The 16,046-nt window shown below is 65.7% G+C and carries 20 protein-coding genes; 8 read left to right on the forward strand and 12 right to left on the reverse strand.

Translation table 11 applies throughout. From position 1 onward, the window contains the following. The first annotated feature begins 23 nt into the window (after positions 1–23). On the forward strand, positions 24–752 hold the full coding sequence (locus tag ASF77_RS12355) for a phosphatase PAP2 family protein (RefSeq protein ID WP_307180998.1): 729 nt from the start codon (positions 24–26) through the stop codon (positions 750–752). Positions 753–767: 15 nt separating this feature from the next. Further along, positions 768–1,604 carry a metallophosphoesterase gene (locus ASF77_RS12360; RefSeq protein ID WP_056339475.1) on the forward strand — a complete coding sequence of 279 codons (837 nt, stop codon included), beginning with the start codon at positions 768–770 and terminating at the stop codon, positions 1,602–1,604. A gap of 41 nt (positions 1,605–1,645) precedes the next feature. Here ASF77_RS12360 and cls read toward each other — a convergent pair whose 3' ends face one another. From cls to ASF77_RS12395, 9 genes are all read right to left on the reverse strand, one after another. Beyond that, entirely contained in the window at positions 1,646–3,034 is a 1,389-nt protein-coding gene (gene cls / locus ASF77_RS12365; protein WP_056339477.1) for a cardiolipin synthase, read from the reverse strand. Then, positions 3,035–5,173, reverse strand: a complete 2,139-nt coding sequence (locus ASF77_RS12370) for a site-specific recombinase (protein ID WP_056339478.1) — start codon at positions 5,171–5,173, stop codon at positions 3,035–3,037. Positions 5,174–5,352: 179 nt separating this feature from the next. Next, on the reverse strand, positions 5,353–5,802 hold the full coding sequence (locus tag ASF77_RS12375; RefSeq protein ID WP_056339480.1) for a hypothetical protein: 450 nt from the start codon (positions 5,800–5,802) through the stop codon (positions 5,353–5,355). Between the two features lie 99 nt (positions 5,803–5,901). Further along, on the reverse strand, positions 5,902–6,249 hold the full coding sequence (locus ASF77_RS25275) for a hypothetical protein (RefSeq protein WP_373961873.1): 348 nt from the start codon (positions 6,247–6,249) through the stop codon (positions 5,902–5,904). Continuing rightward, positions 6,246–6,497 (reverse strand): hypothetical protein, encoded by a 252-nt coding sequence (locus ASF77_RS25280; RefSeq protein WP_373961875.1) that lies wholly within the window; start codon positions 6,495–6,497, stop codon positions 6,246–6,248. Before ASF77_RS25280 ends, ASF77_RS25275 begins: the two co-directional genes overlap by 4 nt. Positions 6,498–6,670: 173 nt before the next feature. Next, positions 6,671–7,339, reverse strand: coding sequence for an OmpA family protein (locus ASF77_RS12385; protein WP_082493738.1), 669 nt, complete (start codon positions 7,337–7,339; stop codon positions 6,671–6,673). A 166-nt stretch (positions 7,340–7,505) separates the two neighbouring features. Beyond that, positions 7,506–7,652 carry a lmo0937 family membrane protein gene (locus tag ASF77_RS24290; RefSeq protein WP_136223041.1) on the reverse strand — a complete coding sequence of 49 codons (147 nt, stop codon included), beginning with the start codon at positions 7,650–7,652 and terminating at the stop codon, positions 7,506–7,508. 90 nt (positions 7,653–7,742) lie between these two features. Continuing rightward, entirely contained in the window at positions 7,743–7,985 is a 243-nt protein-coding gene (locus tag ASF77_RS12390; RefSeq protein WP_056339482.1) for a hypothetical protein, read from the reverse strand. Positions 7,986–8,182: 197 nt separating this feature from the next. Further along, positions 8,183–8,953 (reverse strand): glycine zipper 2TM domain-containing protein, encoded by a 771-nt coding sequence (locus tag ASF77_RS12395; RefSeq protein ID WP_056339484.1) that lies wholly within the window; start codon positions 8,951–8,953, stop codon positions 8,183–8,185. A gap of 230 nt (positions 8,954–9,183) precedes the next feature. Between ASF77_RS12395 and ASF77_RS12400 the strand changes: the two genes are divergently transcribed. Then, positions 9,184–9,915: a Crp/Fnr family transcriptional regulator gene (locus ASF77_RS12400; RefSeq protein WP_056339486.1), complete on the forward strand. Its 732-nt coding sequence runs from the start codon at positions 9,184–9,186 to the stop codon at positions 9,913–9,915. A gap of 411 nt (positions 9,916–10,326) precedes the next feature. Here ASF77_RS12400 and ASF77_RS12405 read toward each other — a convergent pair whose 3' ends face one another. The 3 genes from ASF77_RS12405 to ASF77_RS12415 all read right to left on the reverse strand — a co-directional run bounded on the left by ASF77_RS12405 (position 10,327) and on the right by ASF77_RS12415 (position 13,066). Continuing rightward, positions 10,327–10,548, reverse strand: a complete 222-nt coding sequence (locus ASF77_RS12405) for a glycine zipper 2TM domain-containing protein (RefSeq protein ID WP_056339488.1) — start codon at positions 10,546–10,548, stop codon at positions 10,327–10,329. A gap of 25 nt (positions 10,549–10,573) precedes the next feature. Next, positions 10,574–10,888: a BON domain-containing protein gene (locus ASF77_RS12410; RefSeq protein ID WP_056339490.1), complete on the reverse strand. Its 315-nt coding sequence runs from the start codon at positions 10,886–10,888 to the stop codon at positions 10,574–10,576. A gap of 114 nt (positions 10,889–11,002) precedes the next feature. Continuing rightward, positions 11,003–13,066 (reverse strand): AsmA family protein, encoded by a 2,064-nt coding sequence (locus ASF77_RS12415; protein ID WP_056339492.1) that lies wholly within the window; start codon positions 13,064–13,066, stop codon positions 11,003–11,005. Positions 13,067–13,288: 222 nt separating this feature from the next. Here ASF77_RS12415 and ASF77_RS12420 point away from each other — a divergent pair, with 222 nt between their 5' ends. From ASF77_RS12420 to ASF77_RS12440, 5 genes are all read left to right on the forward strand, one after another. After that, a complete protein-coding gene (locus ASF77_RS12420; protein ID WP_056339495.1) occupies positions 13,289–13,675 on the forward strand; it encodes a DUF4398 domain-containing protein in 387 nt (128 codons plus the stop codon). An 80-nt stretch (positions 13,676–13,755) separates the two neighbouring features. Then, positions 13,756–14,679 carry an OmpA family protein gene (locus ASF77_RS12425; RefSeq protein ID WP_056339497.1) on the forward strand — a complete coding sequence of 308 codons (924 nt, stop codon included), beginning with the start codon at positions 13,756–13,758 and terminating at the stop codon, positions 14,677–14,679. A 34-nt stretch (positions 14,680–14,713) separates the two neighbouring features. Beyond that, a complete protein-coding gene (locus tag ASF77_RS12430; protein ID WP_056339500.1) occupies positions 14,714–15,253 on the forward strand; it encodes a bacterioferritin in 540 nt (179 codons plus the stop codon). Between the two features lie 44 nt (positions 15,254–15,297). Further along, on the forward strand, positions 15,298–15,630 hold the full coding sequence (locus ASF77_RS12435) for a YqjD family protein (protein WP_056339502.1): 333 nt from the start codon (positions 15,298–15,300) through the stop codon (positions 15,628–15,630). Between the two features lie 20 nt (positions 15,631–15,650). Further along, positions 15,651–16,037 (forward strand): phage holin family protein, encoded by a 387-nt coding sequence (locus ASF77_RS12440; RefSeq protein WP_056339505.1) that lies wholly within the window; start codon positions 15,651–15,653, stop codon positions 16,035–16,037. The last annotated feature ends 9 nt before the right edge of the window (positions 16,038–16,046 follow it).

Consider the following 16,046-nt stretch of genomic DNA (forward strand, 5'->3'; position numbering starts at 1 on the left):
GTCGCCGCTTCATGAACAAGTCCTTGACTACCCGTTTGCACCACTTCGCCGCCGCGCGGTTTTCACCGCAGGAGGCCTTCGGCCTGCACCTGACCCTGGGCGTGCTGGCGCTGCTGCTGGCCATGGCCGGCTTCGCGCGCATCGCCGGGGCGGTGGTCGACGGCGCGCCGATTACCGAAGTCGACCTGCGCCTGGCCGCCTGGCTGCATGCGCACGCCCACGGCAGTGACCTGCTGCGCAACTTCCTGCTGGGCGTGACCCATTTGCACAGCACGCCCGGCGTCCTGAGCCTGACGGCGCTGGCCGGCTGGTGGCTGGTGCGGCGCGATGCGCGCCATTGGATGCTGACCCTGCTGGCGGCAGTGCCGGGCGGCATGCTGTTGAACGTGGCGATGAAGCACACCTTCGAGCGCGCGCGTCCGCATTTCGACGAGCCGATCCTGAGCTTGACGACCTACAGTTTCCCCAGCGGCCACACGGTCGCCGCCACCTTGCTCTACGGCGTGCTGGCCTGCTACCTGGTGCGCCGCGTGCACGGCTGGTGGGCGCGCGCCGCCGTGGTGGCGGCCTGCTGCGCTATGGTGCTGCTGGTGGCGGGTTCGCGCCTCTACCTGGGTGCCCATTACCTGTCCGACGTGCTGGCGGGAATGATGGAAGGCTGCGCCTGGCTGGCGATCTGCGTCACCGGCGTGGCCACGCTGCGCCGGCGCCAGGGGGGACGGACACGGCCGGCCAACGACGCCACTTATTGATTACCGAGGAAACCGATGCGAACACTCATCCACTTGTCCGACCTGCACTTCGGGCGTGTCGACCAGACCCTGCTCGAGCCCTTGCGCGCGCTCATCCATTCGATCGCCCCCAGCGTGGTCGTCATCTCCGGCGACCTGACCCAGCGCGCCAAGCCCGAGCAGTTCGAGGAGGCGCGCGCCTTCCTCGACACCTTGCCGGGGCCGCAGATCGTCGTCCCGGGGAATCACGACATCTCCCTGTACAACGTGTTCCGCCGCTTCGTGAAGCCGCTGGCGCGCTACAAGCGCTACATCACCGACGACCTCGACCCGATCTATGTCGACGACGAGATCGCGGTGGTCGGCGTGAACACGGCGCGCTCGCTGACGATCAAGGACGGGCGCGTCAACAAGGAGCAGGTGGCCAAGATCCGCGAGCAGCTCAGCGGCCTGGATCCCAGGCTCACGCGCATCGTCGTCACCCACCACCCTTTCGACTTGCCGACCACCTTCGAGGAGCAGGATCTGGTGAACCGCGCGCCGATGGCGATGGAAGTCTTCGCCGAATGCGGCGTCGACGTGCTGCTGGCCGGGCACATGCATGTCAGCCACGCGGCCAGCACGGCCTCGCGCTACCAGATCGACGCCTATGCGGCGCTGGTGGTGCAGGCGGGCACGGCGACCTCGACGCGGGGCCGGGGCGAGGTCAATTCCTTCAACCTGCTGCGCGTGGAGCACGAGCGGGTCGAGGTCGACCGCTATGGGTGGGATGCGCTGACGAATACCTTCCGTGTGATCCTGACGGAGAAGTTTTTGCGCAGCGGGAATGTGTGGGCGCCCGCGGCGGAGGGGATGCTGGCGGCGGGGTTGTAAGGTATTTCGTCGGGTGGGCATAAACTGCCCACCCGACAAGGTCAAATCCAGTATTCCGTCAAGCGCGCCGCCCACTCCTTCACCCGATCCGCCCATGGTCGGTCGCGCCACGCTTCCAAGGTCACTTCCTTCGAATCGCGCAGATCCTCGTTGAAGGCGCTCTCCATGTCGCGCCCGAAGGCCGGGTCGATGACGACGATGTTCAGCTCGTAGTTGTGGATGAAGCTGCGGCGGTCGATGTTGGCCGAGCCGATGGTCGACCAGGCGCCGTCGATCACCGCCGTCTTGGCGTGCAGCACGGCCACCTGCAGCTGGTAGATCTTGACCCCGCCCGCCAGCAGCTGTTCGTAGAAGGCCTGGCCCGCGTACATCACCAGGCCGTGGTCGGATACGCCCGGCAGCACCAGCTTGACGTCGACCCCGCGTTTGGCCGCGGCGATCAGGGCGTCGACGACCTGCTGGTCGGGCACGAAATAGGCCGAGGTGATGTGCACCGATTTCTTGGCTTCGTTGATCGCCACCATCAGCGATTTGTAGATTTCCGAGTGGCTGCCCGGCTCGGTGGCCAGCACGCGTACGAACTTGTCACCGGCCGGGCTCAGGGGCGGGAAGTAATCGCGCTGGGCCAGCTCGCCGCCTTCCTGGCGCACCCAGGCATTCACGAAAGCCCATTGCAGCGTGGCTACGGCCGGGCCCTCGATCTTGACGTGGGTGTCGCGCCAGCCGACCTTGTTCTTGTCGACCTTGCTGGGCTTACTGCGCGAACGGAACAGCGAGCTGTTGGCATAGTCGGCGCTGATGTTGATCCCGCCTGTGAAGGCGACGCGGCCGTCGACCACCATCAGCTTGCGGTGGTCGCGGTTGTTGATCGACCAGTTGCCCTTGGCCTTGGCCGGGTTCACCGGATTGAAGGCGACCATGTTGATGCCGGCCTCGCGCATGCGGTCGAAGAACACCTGCGGCGTGCCGAGGGTGCCGACGCTGTCGTACATGACGTTCACCGTCACGCCCTGGCGCCGCTTCTCCATCAGCAGCTCGGCGAACTGCAGGCCGATCGGATCCTGGTCGAAGATATAGGTTTCCAGGTTGATGGAATTGGTGGCGTTGCGCGCCGCGGCCATCATCTCGCGCATCGTTGCCGGGCCGTCGAACAGCAGCTGCACCTGGTTGCCGGCGATGAGCGGCAGGCCGGTGGCCTGCTCCTCGAGCACGGCCAGCTGCTTCAGGTCGCCCGTCGCGTTCGCCCAGCGCCGCTGCAGCAGGGCCGCGGTCTGTGCTTTCGAGAGCGTGCCCTTGGCGTTTTCCACCGTCGGGTTGGCCTTGACCGGCGTGTCGGGCAGCTTGTCGGCCTCGGGCAGGGTGCGGCAGGACGCCATCACGCCGATCAGGGCGAGGGCGGCGAACCACCATTTGATGCGGTGCTTGTTCATTTATTTCCCCTTGTGGAATTCGGGGATGTCGATGATGTCGGCATCCCTGGGCCCGATGAAGAAGTCGATCGGCGCATACGCGAAGCGCCGGCCGAGTGCGCGCAGCAGCAGGATGCTGCGCTTGAACTGGATGTTGCGGGCGCGCAGCGCCACCCACAGCGCCAGGCTGAAGCTCACCAGCAGGTTGACGGCGCCGATCAGCGCCACGCCCAGCACGGCGTTCGCCACCATCTCGAAGCTCATCCGGTAGTCGAGCCCGACCAGGGCGGTGGCGAAGTTCGCGGTCGAGAAGGTGACGTGGCGGATGTCCAGCGGCAGGCCGACCAGGTAGCCGACGGTGCCGGTGGTGCCGAGCAGGATGCCGAAGAAGAAGTTGCCCATCAGCCCGCCGAGATTGTTCTCGACATAGTGCGAGAGCCGGGCGCGCCGCTCCGTGCCCAGCAGCGTGCCGAGCCAGCGCAGCTGGCGCACGCGCTGGCCCATGCGCGTGTAGAGCGCCTTGTTGTCGTAGTAGCCGGAAATCAGGCCGGCGACGAACAGCCAGACCCCGGCGACGGCCGCGTAGAACAGGGCCGGCGTATGGATGGGATCGATGTCGTGCAGCAGGTGCAGCGCCTTGTCGGGCGAGACCAGGTGCTTGCCCATCATCTGCTGGTAGGCAACCGCGATCACCAGCGCGGTCGGGAAGGCGACCACGACGTTGCCGAGCACGGCGACGATCTGGGTGCGGAACACCTTGTTGACCAGCTCGGCCATGCGGTCGAAATCGATGCTGCGCCCGTCGGGCGTGTGCAGGCCGGCGGCGATGCGCTGGGCCGTCATGGCCGGCTGCTTCGTCGCAATCGTCCAGCGCAGCATGTGGACGAGCATGAAGCCGAGCGAATAGTTCATGCTGAACAGGAAAGCCTCGACCAGGGGCGCGGCGCGCAGGTAGCCCAGCAGGATCTTGAACATCGCCATGAAGCCGACGATGAAACCGGCGCCGGCCGCGGCATTGAACATGTGGCGCAGCTGGGCGCGGCTCTCCGCGATGTAGTGCTCGCCGGTGCGGCTGGCGTTTTCCGTCACGTTGCGCGCCAGCAGGTGGATGTTGTCGCGGAACAGGCCGAGCACGCGGTATTTGGTGTTGTGGGCCTCGACCAGTTCCTGGGCCAGGGCCAGGGCGGCGGCGCGCTGGGCGCTCAGCGGCTGCGCTGCCTCCTGGCCGGGGATCGTCACGAGGGCGCGATTTTCCGAGGGTACGATCGCGGCGGCCTCGCTCGTCTCCCGGAGGAAGGGCAGGGAGGGCGGCGCGACACCGACGGCCGACTCGCTGACGTCGACCAGGAACAGCAGTTTGCGCAGGCGGTCGATGCTCTGGGTGATGGCGACGAGCACATAGGTCAGCGCGACGCTGGTGCCGAAGGAAAGCGAATTGCGGCGGATCTTGGCCACCACCTCCTCGCACTGGTCGAGCATCACCAGCAAATGGCGCGGGTCTTCCGGGCGCGCCAGGCCGCCTTCCAGGTAGCGGCCGTACTGGTCGAGGTACTGGTTGACCTCGATGTTCTGCATCAGGAAGGGCGAATCGAAGTCCTCGATCTCGCTGTAGCTGTGCACCAGGCGCGGCTCCAGCCCCAGCGCGCAGACGCGGCAGGAGAGGGTGCGGATGGCGTCGAGCATGCCCATGGTCGTCACCAGGCGCGCCCGGTCGGGCGAGGCATCCTCGGGCGGCGGCGCATCGGCGACGACGTCGAACAGGGCCAGCCAGTCGGCATCGGGCACCGAACGGATCCAGCGGTGGTCTTCCTCGGCGTACAGCACCTGGTCGAGCGCGTCGGACAGGTAGAGGTCGTCGAGCGCCGGCGGCAGCAGGCGCCAGGCGACGCGGCGTTTCAATTCGGTGAAGAAGCCATCGTTCGACAGGATGCCGATGTCGCTGTACAGGCTCGTATGGCGGCGCTTTTCCAGCAGCGTGACGATATAGCTGCGCAGCGCCCAGGCCTGCGCCGGGTTCCCCCTCAGCAGTTGCGTGAGCGTGCGCACGGCCGCGCGCGCATGGCCGATATGGCGCCGCCGCGGCCGCATGCAATCGACCAGGTCGACGAGCAGATCGATGCTGTCGCTGCGTGGGTCGATGCGTTCAAGAATGTCAAGCATACAATGTCCGTTTCCCTATAGCCGACAGTGTACGCGCTGGGGCCGCTCTGAATGGTACGGCAGCGTACACAGTGAGGAAGGAGGGAAAGCGTAGGGTGGACGGGTTCCCCGTCCACGCGTTCAACAAGGGCAAGATCAGCCCGGCAGGCCGTTCGAACGTGGTTTGGACGGGCGACAGCTCAGGTAAACGCCAGCAACAAACTCGTCAGCATGAACCCCGCGCTCCAGCACAGGAAGCCGCACACGGCCGCCATGCCGAGCGCGCCGTTCCAGCCGCGGCGCGCGTAGCGGCGGCCAAAGCGGCGCCGCACCACCTGCCACTGCGGCACGGCCGCCGCCAGCAGCCACAGCCCGAGCCAGGCCAGCCCCAGCAGTTGCGCCAGCGGCGTCGTGCCGTTGACGCGCTCGTTGACCGCGCCGGCCAGCAGTTGCAGCGCCAGCACCGCCAGGCTGGCAAGCAGCCAGCGCCGGGCGCGGCGGGCGGCATCGAACTGGCCCAGCACCTGCCAGTTGTGCATCAGCAGCCAGGAACCGAAAACCGGCGTGAACAGCAGGCTCCAGGCCGCCACCGCCGAGGGGCGCCAGAGGGTGGGTGCGTCGAACAGGGCGGCAGGGCGGGTGTCGGGCATGAGGAGAAAAGATGTTGCCGTAATGAAGCAACACTATCCTGCCCGCGCCCTCAGCCAACCTTGCGCCGCTCCAATCCGCTGCGCGCCGCCCGCGCCCGCTCAGCCCCCTTTGATGATGTGCAATTGCAGGTATTGCAGTAATACGACAGTCTTGACGTCGACGATTTCGCCACGCGCCAGCCTGTCGAAGGCATCGTCGAAGCCGAGTTCGAGCACTTCGATGTCCTCGCCCTCGTCTTCCTTGCCGCCGCCGGCGTCGCAGCGGTCTGCCGGCCGGTATTCGCCGACGAAATAATGCACGCGTTCGGTGAGCGTGCCGGGGCTGGCGAACAGGGTCATCACGTGGCGCAGATGGTCGACCGCGTAGCCGGTTTCCTCGCGCACCTCGGCGCGGATGCGCTCGAGTGGATCGACGCCTTCCAGCACGCCCGCCGCGGTCTCGATCAGGTAGCCGTCGTGGCCGGCGACGCGGGCGCCGACGCGGAACTGGCGCTGAACTGGTACATGAGCAGCAAGGTGCGCCGCTCGAGGTCGTAGAGCAGGGCGGTGACGCCGCTGTCGCTGTCGTAGACCTCGCGCGTCTGCTGCTGCACGCGGCCGTCGGCGCGGCGCTGGGCATAGGTGACCTTCTTGAGGGGATAGTAACCGTCGAAGGCGGTGCTTTCTTCGACGAGTCGGACGGCGTCGTTCTGCATGCCTGCTCCGGCTGGGGATGGAAGTCGAGCATAACCGAAGGCTGCCGCGCCTTCCACACCCGAGCCGGAAGGAAAAAAAGCCGCCCGCGGGGCGGACGGCTTTCTCGCCGGATCGCCCGCATAAGCCAGGCTTATGCATGAGGCCGATCCATTAGCGGCGCTTATGGAGCGGATCAGCCGCGGCCTGGCTCGGCCACGTAGATCTCGACGCGGCGGTTGCGGGCGCGGCCGCTGTTGTCGGTGTTCGATGCGATCGGCTCGCGCTCGCCGCGGCCTTCGATCGTGATGCGCGACGGGTTCACGCCGCGGCCGGCCAGGTAGTCGCGGGTGCGGGCTGCGCGGTCGACCGACAGCGGCTGGTTGATGCCCGGATTGCCGGTGGCGTCGGTGTGGCCGATGATGACGACGTTGGTTGCCGGATTCTCGTTGAGGGTGGTGGCGAAACGCTCGAGCACCGGCTGGAAGTTCGGCTTGATGTCGGAGCGGCCGGTGTCGAACGAGATGTCGCTCGGGATCTGCAGCTTCAGGCGGTTGTCCGCTGTCTGGGTCACTTCGACGCCGGTGCCGCGCGTGGCTTGCTCCATGGCCTGCTTCTGCTGCTCCATGCGCTTCGACCAGATGTTGCCGATCACGGCGCCGGCAGCGCCGCCGAGGACGGCGCCCTTGGCGGCGCGGTTCGAGCCGCCGCCGCCCGTGGTGCCGCCGATCAGCGCACCGAGGGCCGCGCCGGCGCCGGCGCCGGTTGCGGTGCCGCGCTGGGTAGCGCTCATGTCGGCGCAGCCGGCGACGCCCAGGGCGAGCATGGTGGCGACGGCGGTGGATTTGATGAAGTTCTTCTGCATGGTGATCTCCTAAAAAAAAAGAAATCCGTTTCGTAGGCGCGCCCAGGGGGCACGACCGCGAAACGGATTGGTCAACCTACTTCGGGTAGTGCTGGGTTCGTATCCGGACATGCGGTTTTCAAGCCGCACGGTCGGATACTACTGACATGGTACTGCATGCGGCGTTCTATATGCCTCGACCGCTGATCAAGCGCACCAGGATCATGATGACGGCAACCACGAGCAGGATGTGGATGAAGCCGCCGATGGTGTACGAGGTGACCAGGCCGAGCAGCCACAAAACGATCAGAACAATGGCAATGGTATAGAGCATGATGGGTCTCCTCACTGGGTTTGCGCCGTTGTTGGCGCCGTGAATCCAGTATCGCGCTCCAGGCTCAACCCAACCGTTCGGTGGCGTACATTATGCGCGAGATTTTTGCTCGCTTCCCATCCCGGGGCTATGCAGTCCCGGAATCCAGCCCATGAAACCGAGCAGGCCGACGATCCCGATCAGGCAGGTGAGCAGGCCCCCGCAGACGAGGAAGAAGGCGTCGTGCGCCGCCACGTCGCCGGCCTGCTCGACCAGCGGCGTGGCCGAGACGAGTCCGAAACCGGTGACGACGAGACCCCAGACGATGATGCCGAACCATGCAAGGCTGTTCATGGTGCTCCCCTTATGAAGTTGGATTGGGCGGCGCTGGCCGCGGCACGCGCTGCGTGCCAGCGCTTCTGTGGCGCTCAGCCATTCTCGGGGTAGCTCAGCAGTATTTCCGTGCGGTGGCGCACATTGCACTGAGGAAAATATCAAGGCCGGCGATCCTTGCGGATGGCCGGCCTCTTTCGAAACGGGTTTGGCGGGGATCAAGCGGCGCGCAGGCGACCCTTGACGATGCGCACGCGGTCGCCGCTGCGCCACTGCGGCTGGCTGGATTGGCGGAAGGTGCGCAGGGTGCCATCGTCCAGGCGCACGCGGATTTCATAGCTGGTGGTCGCTTTCATGTTGCCTTCGACCTGGTTGCCGACCACGGCGCCGCCGACCGCGCCGGCCACCGTCGCGATCTGGCGGCCGCTGCCGCCGCCGATCTGGTTGCCCAGCAGGCCGCCGACGATGGCGCCGCCGGCCGCGCCCAGGCCGCTGCCCTGGGCGCGCTGCTTAATCGCACGCACGGACTCCACGTTACCGCAGTTGCCGCACCATTTCGGCTCGGCCGCCGCGACCTGAACGGGCTTCGATTTCACGGTCGTGCGCGGCGTCGGTTCGGGTTCCGGTTCGTAGGCCTGGGCCGGTGCCGGCGCCGGGGCATAACCCTGGGCCAGCTGCTGGGACGGGTAGGCGGGCGCTGCCGGCGTCACCGGAGTGGCCGCTGCCGGCGCGTAGGCCGCGCCTTGCGGCGCCATCTGCGCCAGTGCGGCCGGCGCCGGCACGGTCTGGCCAGCGGGCGGCAGGGTCGAGGCCAGCGCGGCGCGCTCGGCCTGGTTCAGCTGGCGATTGGAATTGCCGCCGATCGAAGAAGGAATCCAGCCCATGATGGCGGCGGTGCCGACCAGGCAGAACAGCACGACGGCAAGCGCGGCGAGCAGGAGAAGAGGATGGTGCTGGCCGCGGGCCGGTGGAGTGGGGGTGTTGTTCATGGCTTGTTCTCCAATGGTTGCGCAAAAGGCAGGTGTCTTTCGCGGCGGCGGGCTAGTCGCCAGCCGATAAGAAGATTGTCCCCAGGAACAACAAGGTATTCCGTGCGTCACCGAACATACACCCCCTATCAGAGCATTTAACCTGATCGAAATTGTTTTCAAATGTATCCGTGACCGGTTTCGGCGCCTGCCTGGACGGAACGGATTTCCTAATTCACCGCGAGGGTTCGATGAACTTTGCTGCTTCTCCCGACGTCGCCGAGCACAACGCCAACTTGCTGCTGGCCGCGCTCCCGCCGCAGGAGCTCGCCCAGGTGCTGCCCATGCTCGACCAGGTTCACGTCGAGGCCGGCGAAGTGCTGGGCGAGGCCGGCAATCCGATTCGGTATATCTATTTTCCGCACGACTGCCTGATTTCCTTGCTGGGCGTGGCCGGCGGGCGCATGACGCTCGAGGTCGGCCTGGTGGGGCGCGAAGGCATGCTCGGCGCCACCGTCGCCCTCGGCCACGAGACGGCGCAGGTGCGCGCCGTGGTGCAGCGTCCGGGCAGCGCCAGCCGCATGGAAAGCGCTGCCTTCCGCGCCGAGTTCGCGCGCAACGCCGCCCTCCAGCGCGTGCTCTACCGCTACACCGACAGCCTGCTGGCCCAGGCCATCCAGATCGCCGTCTGCAGCCGCTTCCACGTGCTCGAAGCGCGCCTGGCGCGTTCGCTCCTGATCACGCGCGACCGCCTGCAATCGGACAAATTCCACCTCACCCACGAGTTCCTGGCCCACGCCCTCGGCGTACGCCGCGTCGGCGTCACCAAGGCCGCCAGCGCGCTGCAGCAGCAGGGGCTGATCATCTACAGCCGCGGCAATATCGAGATCCTCGACGCCGACGGGCTGGCGGCGGCGTCGTGCACCTGCTACGAGATCGTCAAGGATGCGGGGGCGGGGGCGCTGTCGAGCGCATTCGTGTAAGGTTGACGTTCGATTAGCCAACGGCGGCGGTGCACCGTAGGGTGGGCATGCCCACGCGTACGTGCTGATGCCTACCAGGGAGCGGCACGCGAGTCCGATGCACTACCGTCGCGACGGAAAAATTCTTTGTGGAAGAGCACCTAACCGAACGCGTGGCATGCCCACCCTACGAGCGTATGAAAAAATCGCCATGGCTGCGTTGCCTCGTCTCGCCGTACCTTTGTACTGTCTTCGACGACGCGCCTTGCCCTGACGAATTTTTTCACACGCTCTACGGTGCGCGGCCGTTTCGAGCGAGATCGAAGTCCGCGTCCTTTCGGCAAAGTGAATCCCACAAACGTCACGCCCCGCTTGCGCAGGACGCAAGCGGGGCGTTTCGTGTGTTTGCCTTGGGTACTACTGGGTGAAAACTTAGTTGGTCTTGCCGGTCTGGTTGCCGATGACGCCGCCGACGGCTGCGCCGCCGACCGTGCCCACGGCGCTTCCGCCGGTCAGGACGCCACCGACCACCGCACCGGCGCCGGCGCCGATCGCGGTGTTCTTGTCCTGTTGCGACATGCCGGAGCAACCGGTCAGGCCCAGGGCCAGGGTTGCCAGGGTAGCGCTCACTGCCAGGTGTTTGATGTTTTTCATGGTGTATCTCCTTGGTGGGTTCACTTTATTTCAGGCGCAGGTCATTCCTGACCGACTTCACGCCTTTCACTGTGCGCGCAACCGACGCTGCGGTTGCCACGTTTTCCGCCGAGCTGACATAGCCGCTCAACTGGACAATGCCTTCGCGGGTCGCGACATCGATGTCCGCCGCAGTCAGTTCCGTGCTTCGGCCGATGGCCTGTTTCACGCCGGCGGTGATGGTGGAATCGTCCACCGCCGTCTCCTTGGCCACCAGCTTGCCGGTGCCGCCACAGCCTGCCAGCGTTCCCCCGAACATGAGGGCCGCCAGCAAGGCCAGGGCCGGTTTCCATTGCGTCATGCGGTTTCCTTGATGCCGTCATCCTGGTTCAGCGATGGCTCCAGAGTACGGCGCGCACAGGGCAGAGTCTGTTCGGCAACACACACAGAAACGCTTTTGCTCATCAGTACTGCATCAGCGCGTCTTGGCCTTGCCCGGCGGCGGCGCCGTCGGCTTTTCCTTGGCCAGGGCCACCAGGCGCCCGCAGGCGCTATCCTCGCCCGGCCCCGTATTGATCAGCGGAATCAGGGCGGCGACCGGCGCGGCGACGGTGGCGAGCACGGCCGCGCCGCCCGCCTTCAGCGCCAGCACGCCCTTGTCGACTGAAACGTCGGGCTTGCTGAACGGGCCGCGCACATACAGCGGCGCGCGCAGCGTGAACAGGCGCAGCGCCTTGGTCTCGGGACGGATCGTCAGATCCATCTGTTCGTTCGCCAGGCTGACGCTGCCGTCGACGCGAATGATCGCTTCCTGGGTATCGACCACGAAGACCTGCGACTGGGCCACGCCCTTGTTGACGTCGAAGTCGGCCGCCAGGCAATTGAGCTGCACCGGCTTGTCACCGAAGAGCTTGGTGACGATGATGTTGCCGACGTTTAGGCCCGCCATCTCGAGCAGCATCTTGCTGATGGTGCCTTCGCTGACGAGCGCCTTGACCTCGCCGTTGGACGAGCCGAGCAGGGCGGCGACCGAGGTGCCGGTGGCCGAGAGCTGGGCGTCGCCGTTGACCTGGCCGACGGTGGCCTGCATCTGCTCGATGGTCGGGAACAGCTGCTTGATCTGGATGTGGCGCGCGCTGACCTTGGCCGTGGCCGCGATCGTATTGCCCTTGGCGCCGCTGCCGTCGAGGCGGATGGTCGAGCGCAGCGTGCCGCCGGCCACGCCGAAGTCGAGCGGGGCGAGCGTGATGACGCCGTCCTTCATGATCAGGTGGGTCGAGAGCTTGCTGATCGGCAGGGTCTTGTCGCGAATGATCTGGCCGGCCGTGTAGCGCACGTCGGCGTCGATCGCCTTCCAGCGCTCGGTGCGGAATTCCTCGACCGGCAGCACCTTGCCGCCCGGCTGCACGGCATCGACGCCGCGCGCCTTCTTGCTCGCGTTGGAGTCGCCGCCGATCAGCGGCGCCAGGTCGGAGAACACCAGCTTGTTCGTGGCGACATTGCCCGACAGTTTGCCGCGCGGCTTGCCGCCTTCGTACACCAGCTTGCCGCCGATGTCGCTCGAGCCGACCTTGCCCTTGAAGTCCTCGTAAGTCCAGCGTCCGTATTCACGGTCGAGTTCGCCGCGCAGGCGGCCCGAGGTCGAGAAGGCCGGGGTTTCCGGCAGCGTGATGCCGGTGAAGTTGTACAGGCGCGCCATGCTGCGTCCGGCCAGTTCCAGCTTCAGGTCGACCGCTTTCAGCTTGGCCGGGCTGGTGACCGTGCCTTCGACGGCGATGCGGCTGGGGCCGCTGCGCATGTCGGCCTGGATCGGGTAGGGCACGTTCTGGTCCTTCAGCGACAGCACTTGTCCCACCTTGCCGCCGCCGGTGACCTCGGCGCCGTTGTAGCTGCCCGTGACCTTGAAGCCGACGCCGTATTTGCTGTCGTTGTCGAGCGTGCGGATCTGCGCCGTGACGTCGGCCTTGGTAACCGCGTCGACCACGCGCAGCACGCCGTCGGTCAGCACCACGCGCTCGAGGTCGAGCTCCCACTTCGATTCCTTCTCCTTCTTTTTATAGACCCAGTTGTAGTGGGTGCTGTCCGTACGCTGTAGCTCGACATAGGGCGAATCGAAGCGCAGCACCGGGATGCCGATCGTGCGGTGCAGGAGGGCCAACGGGTTCAGCGAGAACGAAAACTGCTTCACCCGCGCCATGTCCATCTGCTTCATGGTGGCCGGGTTGCCCACGTGAACGTCGTTGGCGATCAGGTGCGGCCAGGGCAGCCAGTCGCGCAGGTGGCGCTGGTCGGGACGCATGCGCTTGGCGGGCACTTCCCATTCGACGGCGAGGTTGCCGCGGATGGCGAAGGGACGCTCGATGGCTTCGCTTACCTTGGCGTTGAGCCATGGCCTGGCCTTGTTCCAGTCGAAGGTAAGGATAAAAATGATAGCGATGATCGGGATTGCGATCAGGGTGGCCAGCAGGCCGAGCAGTATTTTCTTCTTCTTGCCGCCGTGCTTGTGATCGGCGCTATGTTGTGTGGTCGTGTCAGGCATGACGATCCTTCAGTGGGTATCGGTCTTGCGGCCAGCTTAGCGCAAAGGAGGTGGGCATCAATGTGCGGTGTCGCACGGTGCGGCGGATGAGCAGAGCTGTATCGCAGGGTGCACCGCGGGCTGTACTTCGGGGATATGTCCTCTATGTGCGGCACCGAACCGAACTCGACCGATAACAGGCTTATAACGTTAACAACTTGCTTACATCCACAGGAGAAAGACATGGACATGAATCGCTTCACGACTGGGCTCGGCCGCGCCGCTGCTGCCGCGGCATTGCTGGCCCTGACCGCCTGCGCCAGCCAGAAAGCCCCGGCCACGGCCGACGTCGCGGTGTCGCGCAATGCCGTCGAGAACGCGGTGCAGGCCGGTGCGGCCGACCTGGCCCCGGCCGAGATCACGGCGGCGCGCGCCAAGATGATGCGCGCCAACGAAGCGCTGGCCGCCAAGGATTACAAGCTGGCGCGCGAACTGGCGATGCAGGCCCAGGCGGACGCCCAGCTGGCCCAGAGCAAGGCCAATTCGGCCAAGGCCACGGCGGCTTCGAACGCGCTGAACGAAGACCTGCGCGTGCTGCGCCAGGAAGTCGACCGCGCGAATTCCCAGTAATCAGCGCAGTAAGTGCAGGGTATCCGCATCCACAAGAACGCCAACGCGCCTGAAGGCGCCACGCATGAAGGGGAAAGAACATGAAGCCACGTTTCCTGAAACCGGCAGTTTTTGCCAGCGCCATTTTCCTGGCCGCCTGCAGCACCACGCCCACCGTCACGCCGACGCTGGATCAGGCGCGCGCCGATTTCGTCGCCGCAAGTAACAACCCGCAAGTGGCCAGCTATGCGCCGCTCGAATTCAAGCAGGCTTCGGACGCGCTCAACGCCGCTAACGTCGCCGCCGCCAAGAAAGAAAGCCTGGAAGACATCGACCGCCTCGCCTATGTGGCCAAGCAGAAGATCGCGACCGCCCAGGAAGTGGCGCGCGCCAAGGCCGCCGAAGCGAACATCGCCGATGCCCAGCGCCAGCGCACCGAGATCAGCCTGGAAGCGCGCACCGCCGAAGCCGAACGCGCGAAACGCCAGGCCGCCGAAGCCCAGGCCGCCGCGGCAGCCGCGCAGCAGCAGGCCGCGACCGCCCAGCAACAGGCCGCCATGGCGCAAGACCAGACCCGCATGATCGCCGAGCGCGCCGCCAAGCTCGAAGCCCTGCTGGTCGAGCTGCACGCGACCAAGACCGAGCGCGGCATGGTCGTCACCATTGGCGACGTGCTGTTCGCCACCAACGAAGCGAACCTGACACCGAACGGAATGTCGACCCTGCGCAAGCTGGCCGACGTGATGGCGCAGAACCCGGAGCGCACTGTGCTGGTCGAAGGGTTTACCGACAGTACCGGCAGCTCGAGCTATAACCAGGATCTCTCGCAGCGCCGTGCCAATGCCGTCGCCACCGCCCTCGGCAGCATGGGCGTGGCGCGCGAACGCATCGCGATGAAAGCCTACGGCGAAGCTTTCCCGGTCGCGGCCAACGACACGGCCTCGAACCGCCAGCTGAACCGCCGCGTCGAGATCGTGCTGTCGAACGACAATGCGCCGATTCCGCCGCGTACGGCCGGCCGTTGACCCGACAAGGACTAAAGAACTAAGGGGAACGATCATGGAACCAAACAAGACGCCCCTGGCGCACGGCTTCGACATCGAGGCCATCCGCCGTGCCGCGGCCAACCTCGACGACGGCGCCGTCACCGCGGGCTATGCGGCCGACCGTGAAGCCGTCATCGCCATGCTCAACGATGCGCTCGCCACCGAGCTGCTCTGCATCCTGCGCTACAAGCGTCACTACTACACGGTGCAGGGCCCGAACAACGGCGCCCTGAAGGCCGAGTTCCTCGAGCATGCCCAGCAGGAACAGGAGCACGCCGACCGCATCGCCGAGCGCATCGTGCAGCTGAACGGTTCGCCGAACTTCAATCCGGCCACGCTGACGGCCCGTTCGCACGCCGAGTACGACGAGTCGCTTGATGCCCAGGCCATGGTGCGCGCCGACCTGATTGCCGAACGCGTCGCGATCGAGTCCTACCGCCAGATGATCCAGGCGATCGGCGACAAGGATCCGACCACCAAGCAGATGCTGATCGAGATCCTCGCCGTCGAGGAAGAGCACGCCGACGACATGCACGATTTCCTCGTGCCCTGACTATTTATTTCTAACCACCACATAAACGACAACAGGAGTTCACCATGCTAGACACCACCACCCGCAGCGGCCGTTCGATCGATACCAGCCTCGACAATGCCAGCGCCGATATGAAGGTGCTCGTCAAGGACGCCCAGTCGCTGCTCTCCGCCGCTACGTCGCTGACCGGCGAGAAGGCCGAGGAACTGCGTGCACGCGGGATGGAACTGCTCGATCGCGCAATGGGCAAGGCCAGCCAGTATCAAGGTCAAGCAGTCATCAAGAGCAAGGAACTGGCAGAGACCGCGGATGTCTACGTTAAAGACAATCCATGGCGCACCGTGGCCGCCGCAGCGAGCGTCGGCCTGCTGGTCGGCATTTATCTGGGTCGTAAATAATTCCAACCGGAGAGAACGCCATGGAAAAGACCGAAACCGTCGTGCATGGTCCTGGGCTCATGGGCGGCATCTCCGGCCTGGCAAAAAACCTGTTCGGCCTCGTCGTGTCCCGTGTGGAGTTGGCGGCACTCGAGATGTCGGAAGTGCGTAACCACGCGATCGAACTGCTGGCAATCTTTGCCGGCGCCGTTCTCGCCGTGTGGTTCGCACTGGCCTACGGCACCGCGACTATCGTGATGCTGGCCTGGGACAGCTGGGGCTGGAAGATCCTGCTGGTGATGTTCCTGGTGTTTTTGGCGATCACGGTCGGACTCGTGATGAAGGGCGTGGCCATGCTCAAGCAAGGCAAGCTCGCCTTCCCGGAAACGATGAAGGAACTCCGGAACGACCGCGACGCGCTGCTCTGAGCGGCCACT

The organism is Massilia sp. Leaf139, assembly GCF_001424165.1.
GTDB lineage: Bacteria > Pseudomonadota > Gammaproteobacteria > Burkholderiales > Burkholderiaceae_D > Telluria.

Excerpts from the sequence above, each read along its gene's own strand:
- ASF77_RS12395 (WP_056339484.1), bottom strand. The coding sequence starts at position 8,953 with ATGAACAACACCCCCACTCCACCGGCCCGCGGCCAGCACCATCCTCTT.
- ASF77_RS24290 (WP_136223041.1), bottom strand. The coding sequence starts at position 7,652 with ATGCTCTATACCATTGCCATTGTTCTGATCGTTTTGTGGCTGCTCGGC.
- ASF77_RS12435 (WP_056339502.1), top strand. The coding sequence starts at position 15,298 with ATGCTAGACACCACCACCCGCAGCGGCCGTTCGATCGATACCAGCCTC.
- ASF77_RS12415 (WP_056339492.1), bottom strand. The coding sequence starts at position 13,066 with ATGCCTGACACGACCACACAACATAGCGCCGATCACAAGCACGGCGGC.
- ASF77_RS12385 (WP_082493738.1), bottom strand. The coding sequence starts at position 7,339 with ATGCAGAAGAACTTCATCAAATCCACCGCCGTCGCCACCATGCTCGCC.
- ASF77_RS12410 (WP_056339490.1), bottom strand. The coding sequence starts at position 10,888 with ATGACGCAATGGAAACCGGCCCTGGCCTTGCTGGCGGCCCTCATGTTC.
- ASF77_RS12430 (WP_056339500.1), top strand. The coding sequence starts at position 14,714 with ATGGAACCAAACAAGACGCCCCTGGCGCACGGCTTCGACATCGAGGCC.
- ASF77_RS12390 (WP_056339482.1), bottom strand. The coding sequence starts at position 7,985 with ATGAACAGCCTTGCATGGTTCGGCATCATCGTCTGGGGTCTCGTCGTC.
- ASF77_RS12400 (WP_056339486.1), top strand. The coding sequence starts at position 9,184 with ATGAACTTTGCTGCTTCTCCCGACGTCGCCGAGCACAACGCCAACTTG.
- ASF77_RS12360 (WP_056339475.1), top strand. The coding sequence starts at position 768 with ATGCGAACACTCATCCACTTGTCCGACCTGCACTTCGGGCGTGTCGAC.
- cls (WP_056339477.1), bottom strand. The coding sequence starts at position 3,034 with ATGAACAAGCACCGCATCAAATGGTGGTTCGCCGCCCTCGCCCTGATC.
- ASF77_RS12375 (WP_056339480.1), bottom strand. The coding sequence starts at position 5,802 with ATGCCCGACACCCGCCCTGCCGCCCTGTTCGACGCACCCACCCTCTGG.
- ASF77_RS25280 (WP_373961875.1), bottom strand. The coding sequence starts at position 6,497 with ATGCAGAACGACGCCGTCCGACTCGTCGAAGAAAGCACCGCCTTCGAC.
- ASF77_RS12405 (WP_056339488.1), bottom strand. The coding sequence starts at position 10,548 with ATGAAAAACATCAAACACCTGGCAGTGAGCGCTACCCTGGCAACCCTG.
- ASF77_RS12370 (WP_056339478.1), bottom strand. The coding sequence starts at position 5,173 with ATGCTTGACATTCTTGAACGCATCGACCCACGCAGCGACAGCATCGAT.
- ASF77_RS12440 (WP_056339505.1), top strand. The coding sequence starts at position 15,651 with ATGGAAAAGACCGAAACCGTCGTGCATGGTCCTGGGCTCATGGGCGGC.
- ASF77_RS12420 (WP_056339495.1), top strand. The coding sequence starts at position 13,289 with ATGGACATGAATCGCTTCACGACTGGGCTCGGCCGCGCCGCTGCTGCC.
- ASF77_RS12425 (WP_056339497.1), top strand. The coding sequence starts at position 13,756 with ATGAAGCCACGTTTCCTGAAACCGGCAGTTTTTGCCAGCGCCATTTTC.